This window comes from Pseudomonas hamedanensis (genome assembly GCF_014268595.2).
Lineage (GTDB): Bacteria > Pseudomonadota > Gammaproteobacteria > Pseudomonadales > Pseudomonadaceae > Aquipseudomonas > Aquipseudomonas hamedanensis.
In genome coordinates this window covers 2909525-2925401 of the sequence record NZ_CP077091.1, presented here as the reverse complement: position 1 = coordinate 2925401, position 15877 = coordinate 2909525, and the positions used below count along the sequence as shown (strand labels likewise).

Genomic DNA, 15877 nt, shown 5'->3' with positions numbered 1-15877 from the left:
ATAGGGGCGGTTCAGACCATCATCAGCAACACGGCGACAAAAATGCTGCCGGCGGAGAAGGTCATGGTCCGAGACGACCAGGTGTTGAACCAACGTTGAAAGCTGGCGAGATCACGGGTCAGGGCGGTCGGTTGGCGAGTCCAGGACTGTTGGTCGAGACGGAAGAACACGTAGATCTTCACCAGCGCGCCAACGATCTGGTTGTAATACAGAATCGCCGGATAAGCCGGGCCGATGCGGTGACCGGAGCACGACAGCAGCAGCGTCAGGATCAGGCGGGTGATGCCGATCCACAGCAGGTACACCAGGATGAACGCGGTGCCGTACTTGAAGCTGGCGATGATTGCCACGGTCAGGCCGAGCAGCGAGGTCCACATCGACACGCGCTGATCAAACAGCACCACCGAAGTGAACGCACCGAGACGGCGGATACCCAGGCCCAGCGCGCGCGAATTCTGGCGCAGGTTGTTGCCGTACCAGCGGAACATCAGCTTGCGACTGGCCTTGATGAAGCTCTTTTCCGGCGGGTGTTCAACAGTGTTGATCGCCGCGTCCGGCACGTAAAAGGTGTCGTAGCCCAGGCGCATCAGGCTGAACCAGCTCGACTTGTCGTCGCCGGTGAGGAACTTGAAGCGGCCCAGACGCCAGTGCTGCAGCGAGTCGCTTTCGACGTCGGCGATGAATTCCGGGTTGGTCACTACGGACGCTTTGAACACCGACATACGACCGGTCATGGTCAGCACGCGCTTGGACAGGGCCATCGAGCACATGTTGATGTGGCGCTGGGCGAAACGCAGCTTGTGCCATTCGCTCATGATGTAGCCGCCGCGCACTTCGCAGAATTCGTTGGTGGTCAGGCCACCGACGTTGCCGAACAGCTGGAACCACGGCACGGTCTTGCGCACGACGCCTTCGCCGAGCACAGTGTCGCCGTCGATCACGGCCACCACGGCACGGTCGTCCGGCAGGTGGCGGGAGATGGCGCGGAAACCGAAGGCCAGACCATCGCGCTTGCCGGTGCCGGGAATGCGCACGAAATCGAGCTTGACCCGCTCCGGCGGATTCATCCGCGCCCACAGCGCCTTGACCAGCAACTCGTCGGACATTTCCACGATCGAGCAGACAATGGTGGTCGGCAGTTCGCAGTCGATGGCTTCGCGGATCACCGAGCTGTAGACCTGCGCTGTGGTCAGCGCGTCGATACGAAAGCTGGTGACCATCAGAAACACATGCGACGGGTCGGCCGCTTTACCCAGCTTGCGCACTTTGCGGCGCAGGTGCGGGTAAACGATGTAAAGAAAAATCATGCCGCGCACAAAGTGCGTTGCACCCATCGAGTAGCGCCAGATACCCACGGCGCCAATCAGGAAAATGAAGTCCTTCGACTCGGCGTCGAATGTGGACGTGGGCAGCATCAAGGCCAGGCCCATCAGCAGACTGAGATAAAAAAGCCAGCCGGCTGATTGCAGAAAAAAATGTTTGAGCTTGGTCATAACCGTCATCCGAAGGTGAGAAGGCTTCAAGCCGCAAGCCGCAAGCTGCAAGCGAAACGCTTTGGCTTGCAGCTCGAGGCTTGTCGCTCAGGGCTGCTTTACCAGCAGATACCTTCGGTGCGGCTACCGGCGCTGGTGGCCTTGGACATGAAGCCCACCAGGTCGATGACTTGCTTGCCCTGCGGCGCTTCCTGGGCCAGCGCACGGAATTTCTCGTCGCGGTTGCCGAGGATGATCACGTCGGAGTTGTCGATCACCGAGTCGAAGTCCGAATTGAGCAAAGACGACACGTGCGGAATCTTCGATTCGATGTAGTCCTTGTTCGCACCGTGGACACGGGCGTACTCGACGTTGCTGTCGTAGATGCTCAGGTCGTAGCCTTTGCCGATCAGCATCTCGGCCAGTTCCACCAGCGGGCTTTCGCGCAGGTCGTCGGTGCCGGCCTTGAAGCTCAGGCCGAGCAGGGCGACTTTGCGTTTTTCATGGCTTTCAACGATGTCGAAGGCGTTCTGCACTTGCGATTCGTTACTGCGCATCAGCGAGTTGAGCAGCGGCGCTTCGACGTCCAGGGAACCGGCTCGGTAGGTCAGGGCGCGCACGTCTTTTGGCAGGCACGAACCGCCGAAGGCGAAGCCCGGGCGCATGTAGTACTGGGACAGGTTCAGCGTCTTGTCCTGGCAGACCACTTCCATCACTTCACGGCCATCGACGCCGACCGCTTTGGCGATGTTGCCGATCTCGTTGGCGAAGGTCACTTTGGTGGCGTGCCAGACGTTGCAGGTGTACTTGATCATCTCGGCAACGGCGATGTCCTTGCGGATGATCGGTGCGTCGAGCTCTTCGTACAGCGATTGCAGAACGTCGCCCGAGGCGGTGTCGAACTCACCGATCACAGTCATCGGCGGCTGGTCGTAGTCGGCGATGGCGGTGGATTCACGCAGGAACTCAGGGTTGACCGCAACGCCGAAGTCGACGCCGGCTTTTTTGCCCGAGCAGTCTTCGAGAATCGGGATGACCACGTTGGCCACGGTGCCCGGCAGGACGGTGCTGCGCACGACGATGGTGTGGCGAGTGGTTTTTTCACGCAGGACGAAACCGATCTCGCGGCATACCGCTTCGATGTAGTTCAGTTCCAGGTCGCCGTTCTTTTTGCTCGGCGTGCCGACGCAAATCATCGACAGGTCGGTATCACGAATCGCCTCGGCGAAGTTGGTCGTACCGCGCAGACGACCGGTCTGGATTCCTTGTTGCAGAAGTTCTCCCAGGCCCGGTTCAACAATCGGCGATTTACCGGCGTTGATCATGTCGATCTTGTCTTTGGCAACATCGACGCCAACTACGTCATGGCCCCGTGCAGACAGGCAACCGGCACATACTGCGCCAACGTAACCCAAACCAAATATGCTGATGCGCATCGCAATTACCTCTGTATATATCAGGCCAAAGAGGCCGGAGTTAATGGTGTTCAGCGGACACTAGTGCACCCGAAACTGTGGCTTACAGGCGCCACAATGCCGTGTGCAGGCATACTAAGTTTCGAGTGTCTAAATAAGTGCACTCAAGATGTGCGCAACCAGGCCTTATAGTTATGACTTGCCCTGTTATGCAGCGGATCTTCTTTTCGGAAGACTCTTGTGCAATCGTCTTGCACGCTTGATGCGGGGATGAAAATCCCTGTAAATCAAGCGGTTCAGTGCTCAGGCGAGCACATTTAAAGGGGTACGACCATGGCCTTTGTAGGGGATATCAATGGTGCGTATCTCCTGCCCATCGTTTCGTTTTGAGACCCGTTAGTCACGTAGTCAAGTTGCTGTGGCAACTTGGTTACATGGCTATCTGCTCCGCGTAAGTTATCTCGTACATACTCGCCGAGAATCGTTACCGGTGGTATGAGCTACGCATTTGGACATAGTTCCTGTCCGCTCATCGTGCCAACTGAAATTTTTTGAAATATTGGTAAAGATGGCACTGCTTTCAAATTGATAGCACGCTCGCTTTCGCCCTTTAGTTTCGGGCCTTAAAATGCGCTAGATAGTTTTGTGCCACTACCTGAAAAAAATTTTGGTGCCACTACTGAAAAAACTGACGAGTGTCGAGTGAAACTAATCTTAGAAAAAACAGGGAGGTTTTTTTGGCGCCATTAAACTGGCGAAATGCGGCGGGGAATTTCTGACATCGTGCGCGGTGCACGACTCTTGCTGAAAAGAGTCGTGCAAACGGCATGCTTTATTCGGGGGCGTGGTCGCGCAGAAACACCAGATTGTCGGGTTTCGACTGTTCGGCGCTGTAGCGATAACCCTGCATGTCGAACTGCTTGAGGTGGGCCGGATCGTTGATTTTTTCCTGAATCACGAAACGGCTCATCAAGCCGCGGGCCTTTTTCGCGTAGAAGCTGATGATCTTGTACTGGCCGTTCTTCTGGTCCTTGAACTCGGTGTTGATGATCCGCGCGTTCAAGGCGCTACGCTTGACCGCTGAAAAGTATTCGTTGGAAGCAAGGTTGAGCAGGACATCGTCGCCTTGATCGGCCAGCGCTTCATTGAGCCATTCGCTGATGCGCGTGCCCCAGAACGCGTACAGATCCTTGCCGCGTGCATTGGCCAGTTTGGTGCCCATCTCCAGACGATAAGGCTGCATCAGGTCAAGCGGGCGCAACAGGCCATAGAGACCTGAAAGCATGCGCAGGTGTTTCTGCGCGTAATCGAACTCGGCTTCGCTGAATGATTGCGCATCGAGACCGGTGTAAACGTCGCCCTTGAATGCCAGCAGTGCCTGCTTGGCGTTCTCCGAGGTGAACGCCGGCGTCCAGCTGCCGAAACGCGCGGCGTTGAGGCCGCCGATCTTGTCGGACACGTGCATCAGCTCGCTGATTTGCGCCGGGCTCAGTTCGCGCAGTTGCTGGATCAGCTCCTGGGAATGGTCGAGGTACTGCGGCTGGGTAAAGCGCTGGGTCGCCGGCGGTGTTTCGTAATCGAGGGTCTTGGCGGGGGAAATCACCATCAGCATGAAGTCGTCTCCTTTAATCGTGGGGGCGATTCTAGGGGGTTGGCCGGGTTGACTCCAGCTATCAAGTCCATAGGTGATCGACGGCTCAACAGATTTCCAGTGTGGGAGGGGGCTTGCTCCCGAAGAGGGCGTGTCAGGCCATTCATTTGCTGATGGCCCACCGCATTCGGGAGCAAGCCCCCTCCCACAATGGATTCGTCTGGCTGCGGGAATCGGTGGCTTATCAGCTATAGTGCCGCGCGGGTTTTGTTATGGAGACATCCCTTTGCGCATTGTTCTTTTATTCACCGCGTGGCTGCTGAGCGTCGGTGCCGTCGCGGCGCCAGGTGATGTGGCGACGCTGGACCGCAGCACCTGGCCGGAGGCGCTCGGCAATCCGACCCTGTTCGACGTTGCGTCGCGAGCGGAAATTCTGATGTTCGCCCGCGGCCTGCTGGGCAGCGAGGCGCTCGACGAGGCGACCCTGGCCCAGCGCCTGGGCCTGCGCACGGTCAATATCGATGTGGTCAATCAGTTGCGCCTGCGCCTCTGGCAGCGTCTGTTGGCCAATTACAACCATGCCCAGCAAAGTTGTGATCAGGACGCTTCCTTCTGCTTCCTCGTCGAAGACTTGCCTACTCTGCGCGAGCAGGCCGCCAAGTTCGTGGTCAGTGACGACAGTTATTACACCCAGTGGGCCGAGCCGAGCCGGATCTTCCATTTGCACTACCTGGACGAGCTGCTGCGCAAGGCCGCGCTGTTCCCGCAGACCAGCAGCGAAATCGATCGTTTCGGCGACTACGAGCGCAATGGCGATGACATGCACGACCGCTTGTTTCTGCTGACTTTCGACAGCGCCGCCAATGTGCAACCGGACAACACCGGCTGGCTCACCGAATACCTGCGCAAGTCGAACCTGAGCGGTACGTTCTTTGTACTGGGCAAGGATATTCAGGCGCGCCTGAGCGATCGTTCGGTCAGCAGCCTGCAGGCGATGTTTTCACAGCAATGCGTCGGCGTGCAGGGCTGGGAGTTTCGTTCCCACAGCCACTGGCAGGACTGGCAGGACTCGGTGCGCCGCAGCGCCGATCTGGTGAAAAACAAATTGCCGGAAAACTACGTGCCGCTGTTCCGTCCGCCGGAAGGACAGCGACGCAGCGATGCTCAGGGTTTCTTCAACGCTCAGGGCCTGCATGTAGCGCTGTGGGACATCGATGCCCAGGACAGCGCCGGCAAACTCAAGGGCGCAGCGAGTGCGCAACGGGTGCTGACGCTGATGCTGTTGTGGCGCCACGGGGTGATCAGTTTCAACCTGAAACAGGACGCGGTGAAGACTTCGTTGCCGTGGCTGCTCTCGCAAACCGCGCAGAGCGGCATCGGTTGGGAAGACTGTCAGGACGGGTTTCGCTGAAAAACGGAAAAGGCCCGGAAACGTTGGGCTTTGGCTGATTTTTTCGGAAAATTCGATGCAGGCGGACTTCCGACTTTAGCGGGGTCTGGGGAGTCCGCCAAGGGCTTTTCGTCACTCTGCAAAATAAACTTAAAAAAACCGTCAAAGTACTTTTTTATGTCATGGGTTTTGGAGTATTACCAAGACAGACCGCCGAAACCTGCAACACAGGTGGCGTCTTCCAAGACCCGTTTGTTTGCAGTCACTTGAATCTCCGCAGGTGGGATTTCGGCAGTCACTTCGAGGCGCAGCACCGCTCAGGTATTGCGTCTACTGGCTCTGACAAAGGTGACCGAGTATGGATGATCACGGACGTAGCCCTTCCTCCAACCAGCCAATCCTTTATGTACTCGATACCAACGTATTGATTCACGATCCAAACGCCCTGCTTAACTTTGAAGAACACCACGTCGCGATTCCGATGACCGTGCTTGAAGAGCTGGACAAGCTCAAAAGCGGGCATCACAGCGTGGCCGCTGAATGCCGTCAGGCCATCCGGCTGATCGACAAGACCCTGGGCGATGCGTCCCCGGAGGACGTCGAACTGGGTGTGCCGATCCAGCGCGGCAAGGGTGGGCCAAAGGGCTTGCTGTCAATTCTGATGAGCAAGCAAGCCGAATCGAACCTGATTCTGCCCGAGCACCTGAACGACAACAAAATCATCAACCAGTTGATCGACCTGCACAGCCGCGATCCGAAAAAGCCCGTGGTGCTGGTCACCAAAGACATCAACATGCGTCTGAAGGCGCGTGCCTGTGGCATCGATGCCGAGGACTACAGCACCGACCAATTGGTCGACGACGTGTCCCTGTTGCCCAACGGCTATCACAACATGACCGGCTCTTTCTGGGACCGCGTGAGCAAGGTCGAAACCCGTCAGGACCACGGCCGCACCTGGCATCAGGTGCAATTGATCGACAACCTGCCGGCGGTGCACATCAACGAGTTCATCATCGACGAACAAGGCTTCGTCGGCTGGATCAAGGAAATTCAGCAAGACAAGCTGCTGATCCTCGACCTGCATCAGGAACCGCTGCTGCATCAAGAGGCCTGGGGGCTCAAGCCGCGCGACATCTATCAGAGTCTGGCGTTGTACGCGCTGCTCGATCCGGACATTCATCTGGTCAACCTGTCCGGCGCCGCAGGTTCCGGTAAAACCATTCTGGCGCTGGCCGCGGCTATCGAGCAGACCATGGTCAGCAAGCGCTATCGGCGCATCATCGCCACCCGCAGCGTGCAGGGCCTGGACCAGGAAATCGGCTTCCTGCCCGGTACTGAAGCGGAAAAAATGGAGCCGTGGCTGGGCGCCATCACCGACAACCTCGAAGCCTTGCACATGGATGACGAGAACACCCATGGCAGCGTCGACTACATCCTCAGCAAAGTGCCGTTGCAGTTCAAATCGCTTAACTACATTCGCGGTCGCAGCTTCCAGCAGAGCCTGATCCTGATCGACGAATGCCAGAACCTCACGCCGCACCAGATGAAAACCATCATCACCCGCGCCGGCGCCGGTTCCAAAGTGGTGTGCCTGGGCAACCTGGCGCAGATCGACACTCCTTACCTGTCCGCGACCAGTTCCGGGCTGACCTACCTGACCGAACGCTTCAAGGATTTCCCCAACGGTGTGCACATCACCCTGCAAGGGGTGCCGCGCTCGATCCTGGCCGAATACGCCGAATCGCATTTGTAACCCATCCCACAAAAACGGGCGGCCAAACGGCCGCCCGGTTTTTTATGCCGAACACAAATCCAGATGTAGGAGTGAGCCTGCTCGCGATGGCGGCGCATCAGCCACCAAGAATGTTGAATGTCATACCGCTATCGCGAGCAGGCTCACTCCTACAGGGATTTATGGTGAGTCGGTAATCGCGCTCGCGGATATCTGACCCACAGGTTTACAATCCACGCTCCTGATCAGGAGTAATCCCGTGCTGACTCATCTCGATTCCCAAGGTCGCGCCAACATGGTCGACGTCACTGAAAAAGCCGTGACGTTCCGTGAAGCGACGGCCCAGGCGCTGGTGCGCATGCTTCCCGAAACGCTGCAGATGATTGTCAGCGGTGGCCATCCCAAGGGCGATGTGTTCGCCGTGGCGCGCATCGCCGGGATTCAGGCGGCAAAGAAAACCAGCGATCTGATTCCCCTCTGCCATCCGCTGATGCTGACTGGCGTGAAAGTCGAGCTGAGCGCCGAAGGTGACGACAGTGTGCGTATCGTCGCCCGCTGCAAACTCTCCGGGCAGACTGGCGTGGAGATGGAAGCGCTGACCGCCGCCAGCGTCGCCGCGCTGACCATCTACGACATGTGCAAAGCCGTCGATCGCGGCATGACCATCGAAAGCGTGCGCCTGCTGGAAAAGGTTGGCGGCAAGAGCGGCCACTTTCAGGCAGAGCAACCATGAAGCTGAAGGTGAGGTTTTTCGCCCGTTATCGCGAAGCGCTCGGCGTCGATTCGATAGCGGTTGAAGGCGATTTCGCCACGATTGATGACGTTCGTGCACTGTTGGCGCAACGCGACGGCGCCGAAGTGTTGCGCGAGCAGAACCTGATGTGCGCCCGCAACGAAGAGCTTTGCCAGCTCGACGAGCCGGTGGTCGACGGCGATGAAGTGGCGTTCTTTCCTACCGTGACCGGAGGCTGAGCATGGCGATTCGGGTGCAGGCCACGCCGTTCGATCCGGGCGCTGAAGTCAATGCGATGCACGCGGCTAATGTCGGCATTGGTGCAGTGGTGAGTTTTGTCGGTTACGTGCGCGACTTCAATGACGGCCTCGACGTGGCCGGAATGTTCCTTGAACACTACCCGGGCATGACCGAAAAAGCCCTCGGCAAGATCGCCGTCGAAGCCGAACAGCGTTGGCCGCTGCTGAAACTGGAAGTGCTGCACCGCATCGGCGCGCTGGAGCCGGGCGAGCCGATCGTCTTCGTCGGCGCCGCCAGCGCTCATCGCCAGGCCGCGTTCGACGCCTGCGCCTTCGTCATGGACTACCTGAAAACCCGCGCGCCTTTCTGGAAGAAAGAAAACACCCGCGACGGACCGCGCTGGGTTGAAGGGCGCGACAGTGATCATGCGGCGGCGGATCGCTGGAAGAAATAGGTTCTGCGGTGCCTTCAAATCCGCTATCGCGAGCAGGCTCACTCCCACAGTTGAAATGGGTTCCCTGTGGGAGCGAGCTTGCTCGCGAAGAGGCCATCCGCAGCACCAGAATCCTTCCTGTTTCCCCGATTGACGATTTGTACATGTGAGTCCAATATGGATTTACAAGTACAAAAACAGCTTCTGTCTTGCCGCTTGTAGCTGCTCTTCTTCGCCAAACCAACAACAACCCGCGAGAGAACGAACATGAAGAAACTTCCCCTCATCACCGGCCTGGCCCTCAGCCTGTTGGCGTCGACCTGTGTGTTCGCCGCCGAGAAAACCCTACGCATTGGCATCGAAGCGGCTTACCCGCCGTTCGCTTCGAAAACCGACAAAGGTGAAATCGTCGGCTTCGACTACGACATCGGCAATGCCTTGTGCGCGCAGATGAAGGTCAAGTGCGTGTGGGTCGAAGGTGAGTTCGATGGGCTGATTCCCTCGCTGAAAGTGAAAAAAATCGACATGGCCCTGTCGTCGATGACCATCAACGAAGACCGCAAGAAATCCGTGGATTTCACCCACAAGTACTATTTCACTTCGTCGCGTCTGGTGATGAAGGAAGGCGCCAGCGTCGACGATCAGTACGCCAGCCTCAAAGGCAAGAGTGTCGGTGTGCAGCGCGCGACCACCACGGATCGTTTCGCGACTGAAGTGTTTGAACCCAAGGGCATCAACGTCAAGCGCTACAGCAACAACGAAGAAATCTACATGGACCTGGCGGCGGGGCGTCTCGATGCGATTTTCGCCGACACCATTCCGCTCAATGACTTTCTGACGATGCCGCGGGGCAAGGGCTACGCGTTTGTCGGACCGGAGCTGAAAGATCCGAAGTATGTCGGCGAGGGCGCGGGGATCGCGGTGCGCAAGGGCAATGCCGAGCTGGTCAGCCAGTTGAACAGCGCTATCGACGGAATTCGCGCGAGTGGCGAATATCAGAAGATCTCCGAGAAGTATTTCAAGACCGACATTTACGGCGACTGATAAACCGCTATCGCGAGCAGGCTCACTCCTACATTTGGAATGCGTTCCCCTGTAGGAGGGGGCTTGCTCCCGAATGGGCCAGACCAGGCGATACAACTTCTGGAATCTAGCCCTTCAATTCCTTCAAATGCTTGTACACCGTCGCCCGCCCCATGTTCAGCACATTGGCCACATAGTTCGAGGCGCTCTTGCCCTTGAACGCGCCCTCGGCATGCAGTGCCAGCACCAGTTCACGCTTGTGGTCGCGGGTCAGCAGATTCAGGCTCAATTGCCGTTCGCGCAGCCAGGCGTGGAGAAAAGTGTTGATGCGTTCCTGCCAGTCATCACGAAACAGTGAGTCCGGTTGTGCAATCAACTTGCTCGGCGACAGAAACAGATCCAGCGCAGCCTTGGCATTCTCGAACAGCGAAATATTCAGATTGATGCACAGCACCGCCAGCGGCAGGCCCTCGCTGTCGCGCAGCACGCTACTCAGGCTGCGAATTTTCTGACCATCCCAGTTGAGCTTTTCGTACGGGCCGATGTTGCGCTCGCTGACGTCCTCGCTGAGCATGTCCTCCAGCGAAGAGTCGTCGCCGATCTCTCGCTTGGACAGGTTGTTGGCGATGTAGTCGACCTTTTGCGTGCGCAGGTCGTGCAGCACCACCTCGGCATGGGGAAAGAACAGCGTGGCGATGGCATCGGCGATGGCGCGGAAGTTATCCAGCGCCGGGTCGAATTCAGAGGCGGTCATGACAGTGGAGCTCCAGGCAGCGTCAGCGCCCCGTGAGCAGGGGCGCTGCGAGTGTGCCGCAATCTTTTCAGTGAGTCATCCGCAGGTGCGTTCAGGACAGCCGGGCAGGGGACAGCATCGCGCTGTCGAGCCCGAACTCTTGCAAGTGCTCGGGCAACGGTTCGCCGCGCACCAAAGCCGCACTGGCCTGGCCCATCGCTGGCGATGTCTGAATGCCGTAGCCGCCCTGCGCCGCGACCCAGAACAGCCCCGGCACCTGCGGATCGAATCCGCTAAGCAAATCGCCATCGGCGACGAAACTGCGCAGGCCGGCCCAGGTGCGGGTCGGCCTGCGGATGGTCAGCGTGGTGGCTTCTTCGATCTGATAAATGCCCATGGCGATGTCGAGTTCTTCCGGCTGCACATCGTGAGGCTCCACCGGGTCGGCGTTGGCCGGGGAGCCGAGGAACATACCGGCATCGGGCTTCATGTAGAACGATTCGTCTAGGCTGACCAGCATCGGCCATTGGTGAATATCCACGCCTTCGGGGCCGGCGAAGATGAATGCAGCGCGACGTTTCGGTTGCAGGCCCAGCGGCTGCGCGCCGGCGAGTATGCCGATCTGGTCGGCCCAGGCACCGGCGGCATTGATGAGCACTGGCGCGCTGAAGGTCCGGCCATTGCTCTGCACCTGCCACAGACCGTCGTCGTTACGGCTCAGGCCGAGCACCTCGCAATCGGTGTGGACTTCGCCGTGGTTGCGACGGATGCCGCGCAGGTAGCCTTGATGCAGCGCGTCGGTATCGATGTCGCAGGCTGTTGGGTCATAGATCGCACCATGGACTTTTTCCCGCCGCAGGATCGGCAGTCGCGCACAGGCTTCGTCGGCGCTGAGCAATTGCATCTGCGGCACGGTGGCTTTGGCGCTGAGGTATTGGTTGTTCAGTTCGGCTGGGTAACCGATGAAATCCACGGTCATTTCGCCGCGCGGGGTCAGCAGCGGGTGTTCGCAAAAGCCTGTCGGCGGATGGTCGAAAAACGCCCGGCTGGCCTGGGTCAGCGCCCGTACTTGCGGCGTGCCGTAAGCCGCCGTGAACAGCGCGGCGGAGCGTCCGGTGGAGTGATAGGCCGGGTGGGATTCGCGTTCGAGCACGATCACCCTGGCGTGCGGCGACAGCCAGAAACCGGTGGAAGCGCCGGCAATCCCGCCGCCGATGATGATGAAGTCTGCCTGGCTCATGAAGGTCTCCGGTGTGTACACAATATCGAGAAATTACGCCGACCCCTGTAGGAGTGAGCCTGCTCGCGATAGCGGTCGATCAGCCGACATCAATATTGAATGTCAAACCGCTATCGCGAGCAGGCTCACTCCTACAAGGGATTTGTGCTGAGGTGATAAACCGCATTGGCCAAGGCAATGTCTTCCAAGCCCAAACCGATCGAGCGGAAGAACACGTGGCGGTCGTAATCCGGACGCGGGACTTTTTCGCTGAGCAGCTCGGCGAGGTCGCCAACGATCGAGTCCGGGTGCCAGCCATGCTGCTCGGCAGCAATCAACATCTCACCCGCCGACCCGGGCGTGGTCTGACGATAGTCGCAGAACACCTGCATATCGTTGAGGCTTTGCGGCGGTACTTCATGGGCGCGGGGGGCGTTGGTGCTGATCGAGGTGATCAGCGCCGGATTGTGCAGTTGCGCCGGATCGATCACCGGCCCGGCCGATGAGGTGCAGAGCATGATCACGTCAGCATCGGTGATGGCGGTCTCGCGGCTTTCAGCGATCTTCAGATCGGGCGCGATAGCTTTCAATACGGCCTGTGTTTCGGCATCTTCCAGCAGGGACGGCGAATACAGGCTGATGCTTTGCCAGTCGCGCAATGCCTTCACGTAGTGCAGATGCGCTTGAGCGACCTTGCCGCTGCCGATGATCGCCAGCCGTTGGGCGTTCAGCGGGGCGAGGGCATCGACCGCTACCGCTGTGGTCGCGGCGGTGCGCGCGGTGGTCAGTTCACCGGCATCGCAGAGCAACAGCGGCTGGCCGGTTTTCATCGACATCAACAGCGTCCATGCGGTCACCAGCGCGCCTTGTTCGCGAACGATGTACGGCGAGGTCTTTACGCCGTAGACGCCGTCCTCGGCCAGCACACCCAGATAGTTGATGAAGTCGCCGGCACCCTGCGGGAATTCCACCAGCTGCTGCGCCGGTTGCACGGCGTTGCCTGCCGCGAGATCGCGAAACAGCTGGCGCAGGATCTGCGGTACATCGAGGCGGGCCAGTGCCTCCCGGGCCTGGGCTTGGTCGATCACGTATGGCGCACTGGACATGTGAGGCTCCAAAATTAAACTTATTTTTCCATTATGGACTTTTACTTCTGTCGAGCAACCTCCGGGCGTAAAAAAAGCGCAGTCCGTTTCCGGCTGCGCTTTTTCGTTGAGTGGCGCTTACTGTGGACGCTTGCGCTCAACCGCACGCAGCAGATGCGTTGGCGGCGTTTCGCAGCTGATCTTGCGACCGAGCTTTTCTTCGATGGACGGTAACTGGTAGGAATCGTCCTCACCGGCGAAGCTGATCGATACGCCATCGGCGCCGGCACGACCGGTACGGCCGATGCGGTGCACGTAATCGTCCGGGACTTCTGGCAAGGTGAAGTTGATCACGTGGCTGATGCCGTCGATGTGAATACCGCGACCGGCCACATCCGTGGCCACCAGTACGCGAATCTTGCCTTCGCGGAAACCTTCCAGGGTCTTGATGCGCTTGTGCTGCGGCACGTCGCCGGACAGTTGCGCGGCGTTCACACCGTCGCGCACCAGGCGCTCTTCGATACGGCGTACTTCGTCCTTGCGGTTGGCGAACACCATCACGCGCTCCCAACCGTTGTCGTTGATCAGGTTGAAGAGCAGCTTGTACTTGTCGGCACCGGCAACGGCATAGATGTGTTGCTCGACGTTGTCGCTGGCGACGTTGAGTGATTCGATCTCGACGATGGACGGGTCGGTGGTCCATTGCTTGGCCAGGTTCATCACATCTTCGGTGAAGGTCGCGGAGAACAGCAATGTCTGGCGCTCGGCCTTCGGCGGGGTCTGGCGAATGATCTGTCGCACCTGCGGGATGAAGCCCATGTCGAGCATGCGGTCGGCTTCGTCCAGCACCATCACTTCGACCATGTCCAGGTGCACGTCGCCGCGCTGGTTGAAGTCGAGCAAGCGACCCGGCGTCGCGACGAGGATGTCGCAATGGCGCGCTTCGAGGTGCTTGAGCTGCTTGTCGAAGTCCATGCCACCGACGAAGGTCATCACGTTGAGGCCGGTGTACTTGGTCAGGTCAGCGGCGTCCTTGGCAATCTGCACCACCAGCTCGCGGGTCGGGGCGATGATCAATGCACGCGGCTCGCCCATGTAGCGTTCTTTTGGCGGCGGGGTCTGCAGCAGTTGAGTGATGATCGAGATCAGGAACGCGGCGGTCTTGCCGGTGCCGGTCTGCGCGCGGCCGATGGCGTCTTTGCCGGCGAGGGTGAAGCCGAGCACCTGCGCCTGGATCGGCGTGCAATATGGAAAGCCCAGGTCCTGGATGGCGTGCATCAGTTCGGGGGCGAGCTTGAAATCATGGAAGCGGGTTTTGCCTTCCTGCGGTTCGACGACGAAGTCTTCGAGTCTCCACGGGATGACGGCAGCCTTGGGCTTCGGTTCGCGACGCGGTTTTACCGCTTTCGGCGCTTCGCTGCGAGCCGGTTCGGCGGCGTCTGGCGCGATCGTGGCAAGTTCTGGCGAGTGTTTCGGGGGGGCGACGGGAGCGGGGCGGTCGGCTGCCGGGGCATCGTTGCGATGACCGGGGGCGTGCGACGGCGCGCTGGAAACTGGCGCGAGCTGCTCAGCCTCGCTTTTACCGAACATTTTCTTGAGTGCTTTGAGCACGGTCATCTCATCAATTGGTTAAGGAATGTACGCCGGCCAGTGTAATGCAAGAAACGGGCGCGGCGTAGTAGGAGGGATCAATGGGCCGACATTGGCCGCGAAATCAGCGCAAGCGTTCGCTCAGCCAGGTGCCGATGTCGCGAATCTCTTCGGGTAACACTTCGTGCTCCATTGGGTATTCCTGCCATGTCACGGTGACACCATGCTTCTTCAAATGCTCATAAGCGCTGCGGCCCATCGAGTTCTGTACCACGTTGTCGAACTGACCGTGCAGGCAAAGCACCGGAATGCGCTGCTGGCTGGCAGATAATTCCAGTTCATCGCTGAAGGTCGGCGCGTAGGTCGACAACGCCAGAACCCCACCCAAAGGTCCCTGCCACTTCAGGAATGCGGTGTGCAGCACCACCGCGCCACCTTGGGAAAAACCGGCGAGGAAAATCCGCGAGGCGTCTATTCCGCTGGCGCGCTCGGTTTCGATCAATTCGATGATGCGATCCGCCGACGCTTCGAGCTCGTCGCGGTCGATTGCCCGGGCCGGGCTCATGGCTTTGATGTCGTACCAGCTCGGCATGGCATATCCGCCATTTATCGTCACCGGACGCGTCGGTGCCTGCGGCAGCACAAAGCGCGTACTCAACAGACTTTCCTGCAGCGCTTCGGCCACCGGCAGGAAGTCGTAACGGTCGGCGCCGAGGCCGTGCAGCCAGATCACGCAGGCGTCTGCGGGCTTAACAGGCTGAAGAATCAAGGGCTCGGTCATGTTTGCTCCAAAAATGTGCGGGCGCTCTCATTGAGTGCGTGATGTGAGTGCGCGCCCGGTTGATCCGTTAAGAAGATGTCGCAAGGTTACAAGTTTTGCTATTGACGTGTGCATGAATCGACTTCGCAAGCGGTGTGGTACGGGCTTTGCTATGGGCTTTGCGTACGAAGCGTCCTACGCGTGGCGGTAACACTATCAGTGTCAGTCGCGCGATGGGATAGCAACGAATCCGGTGATGGATGTTCGCCAATGGCCGCTACGGGCTTAGCGAACGTGAAAGGGCTACAGCCCGTTCGGCCGATTGGTGAGAAGTGAGTGATCCATGATGTGGATTTTCTCCTACTAGACTCATAGCGAAGGTCTTACGTCGGTTGACCCCAAAAAAAGCCAACACGGGTCAACAACGCCTCAAAAGGGTGCGACTGGACTCAAGCTCCGAC

The 15877-nt window shown here is 58.9% G+C and carries 14 protein-coding genes; 6 read left to right on the top strand and 8 right to left on the bottom strand.

Features of this window, described 5'->3' with window-relative positions:
• Positions 1-11: 11 nt before the first annotated feature.
• From alg8 to yaaA, 3 genes are all read right to left on the bottom strand, one after another.
• Complete coding sequence (gene alg8, locus HU739_RS12715) at positions 12-1493, bottom strand: mannuronan synthase (protein ID WP_186551313.1); 1482 nt, start codon at positions 1491-1493, stop codon at positions 12-14.
• A 98-nt stretch (positions 1494-1591) separates the two neighbouring features.
• Positions 1592-2908, bottom strand: coding sequence for a nucleotide sugar dehydrogenase (locus HU739_RS12710; RefSeq protein ID WP_186551312.1), 1317 nt, complete (start codon positions 2906-2908; stop codon positions 1592-1594).
• A gap of 811 nt (positions 2909-3719) precedes the next feature.
• On the bottom strand, positions 3720-4499 hold the full coding sequence (yaaA, locus tag HU739_RS12705; RefSeq protein WP_186551311.1) for a peroxide stress protein YaaA: 780 nt from the start codon (positions 4497-4499) through the stop codon (positions 3720-3722).
• Between the two features lie 265 nt (positions 4500-4764).
• Between yaaA and HU739_RS12700 the strand changes: the two genes are divergently transcribed.
• The 6 genes from HU739_RS12700 (at position 4765) to HU739_RS12675 (ending at position 10050) form a co-directional block, all read left to right on the top strand.
• Positions 4765-5889 (top strand): polysaccharide deacetylase family protein, encoded by a 1125-nt coding sequence (locus HU739_RS12700; protein WP_186551310.1) that lies wholly within the window; start codon positions 4765-4767, stop codon positions 5887-5889.
• A gap of 337 nt (positions 5890-6226) precedes the next feature.
• Entirely contained in the window at positions 6227-7621 is a 1395-nt protein-coding gene (locus HU739_RS12695; protein ID WP_186551309.1) for a PhoH family protein, read from the top strand.
• Positions 7622-7859: 238 nt separating this feature from the next.
• Entirely contained in the window at positions 7860-8333 is a 474-nt protein-coding gene (gene moaC / locus HU739_RS12690; protein WP_007972660.1) for a cyclic pyranopterin monophosphate synthase MoaC, read from the top strand.
• Entirely contained in the window at positions 8330-8572 is a 243-nt protein-coding gene (locus HU739_RS12685) for a MoaD/ThiS family protein (protein WP_186551308.1), read from the top strand. The genes moaC and HU739_RS12685 overlap by 4 nt, the downstream gene beginning before the upstream one ends.
• A 2-nt stretch (positions 8573-8574) precedes the next feature.
• Entirely contained in the window at positions 8575-9027 is a 453-nt protein-coding gene (gene moaE, locus HU739_RS12680) for a molybdopterin synthase catalytic subunit MoaE (RefSeq protein ID WP_186551307.1), read from the top strand.
• 246 nt (positions 9028-9273) lie between these two features.
• Positions 9274-10050, top strand: coding sequence for an ABC transporter substrate-binding protein (locus HU739_RS12675; protein WP_186551306.1), 777 nt, complete (start codon positions 9274-9276; stop codon positions 10048-10050).
• Positions 10051-10156: 106 nt separating this feature from the next.
• On the opposite strand, the gene HU739_RS12670 is transcribed toward HU739_RS12675, so the two are convergent.
• The 5 genes from HU739_RS12670 to HU739_RS12650 form a co-directional block, all read right to left on the bottom strand.
• Positions 10157-10783: a helix-turn-helix transcriptional regulator gene (locus HU739_RS12670; protein ID WP_186551305.1), complete on the bottom strand. Its 627-nt coding sequence runs from the start codon at positions 10781-10783 to the stop codon at positions 10157-10159.
• 91 nt (positions 10784-10874) lie between these two features.
• Positions 10875-12002: an NAD(P)/FAD-dependent oxidoreductase gene (locus tag HU739_RS12665; RefSeq protein WP_186551304.1), complete on the bottom strand. Its 1128-nt coding sequence runs from the start codon at positions 12000-12002 to the stop codon at positions 10875-10877.
• A 131-nt stretch (positions 12003-12133) separates the two neighbouring features.
• Entirely contained in the window at positions 12134-13087 is a 954-nt protein-coding gene (locus HU739_RS12660) for an ornithine cyclodeaminase family protein (RefSeq protein WP_186551303.1), read from the bottom strand.
• A gap of 117 nt (positions 13088-13204) precedes the next feature.
• Positions 13205-14683 carry an ATP-dependent RNA helicase RhlB gene (gene rhlB / locus HU739_RS12655; RefSeq protein WP_186551302.1) on the bottom strand — a complete coding sequence of 493 codons (1479 nt, stop codon included), beginning with the start codon at positions 14681-14683 and terminating at the stop codon, positions 13205-13207.
• A gap of 97 nt (positions 14684-14780) precedes the next feature.
• The gene (locus tag HU739_RS12650; RefSeq protein ID WP_186551301.1) at positions 14781-15437 is read right to left on the bottom strand and encodes an alpha/beta hydrolase; all 657 of its coding nucleotides are present in this window, start codon (positions 15435-15437) and stop codon (positions 14781-14783) included.
• Positions 15438-15877: the final 440 nt, after the last annotated feature.

Coding starts and splice junctions, on each gene's coding strand:
- alg8 (WP_186551313.1), bottom strand. CDS start 1,493: ATGACCAAGCTCAAACATTTTTTTCTGCAATCAGCCGGCTGGCTTTTT.
- HU739_RS12710 (WP_186551312.1), bottom strand. CDS start 2,908: ATGCGCATCAGCATATTTGGTTTGGGTTACGTTGGCGCAGTATGTGCC.
- yaaA (WP_186551311.1), bottom strand. CDS start 4,499: ATGCTGATGGTGATTTCCCCCGCCAAGACCCTCGATTACGAAACACCG.
- HU739_RS12695 (WP_186551309.1), top strand. CDS start 6,227: ATGGATGATCACGGACGTAGCCCTTCCTCCAACCAGCCAATCCTTTAT.
- HU739_RS12685 (WP_186551308.1), top strand. CDS start 8,330: ATGAAGCTGAAGGTGAGGTTTTTCGCCCGTTATCGCGAAGCGCTCGGC.
- moaE (WP_186551307.1), top strand. CDS start 8,575: ATGGCGATTCGGGTGCAGGCCACGCCGTTCGATCCGGGCGCTGAAGTC.
- HU739_RS12675 (WP_186551306.1), top strand. CDS start 9,274: ATGAAGAAACTTCCCCTCATCACCGGCCTGGCCCTCAGCCTGTTGGCG.
- HU739_RS12670 (WP_186551305.1), bottom strand. CDS start 10,783: ATGACCGCCTCTGAATTCGACCCGGCGCTGGATAACTTCCGCGCCATC.
- HU739_RS12665 (WP_186551304.1), bottom strand. CDS start 12,002: ATGAGCCAGGCAGACTTCATCATCATCGGCGGCGGGATTGCCGGCGCT.
- HU739_RS12660 (WP_186551303.1), bottom strand. CDS start 13,087: ATGTCCAGTGCGCCATACGTGATCGACCAAGCCCAGGCCCGGGAGGCA.
- rhlB (WP_186551302.1), bottom strand. CDS start 14,683: ATGACCGTGCTCAAAGCACTCAAGAAAATGTTCGGTAAAAGCGAGGCT.
- HU739_RS12650 (WP_186551301.1), bottom strand. CDS start 15,437: ATGACCGAGCCCTTGATTCTTCAGCCTGTTAAGCCCGCAGACGCCTGC.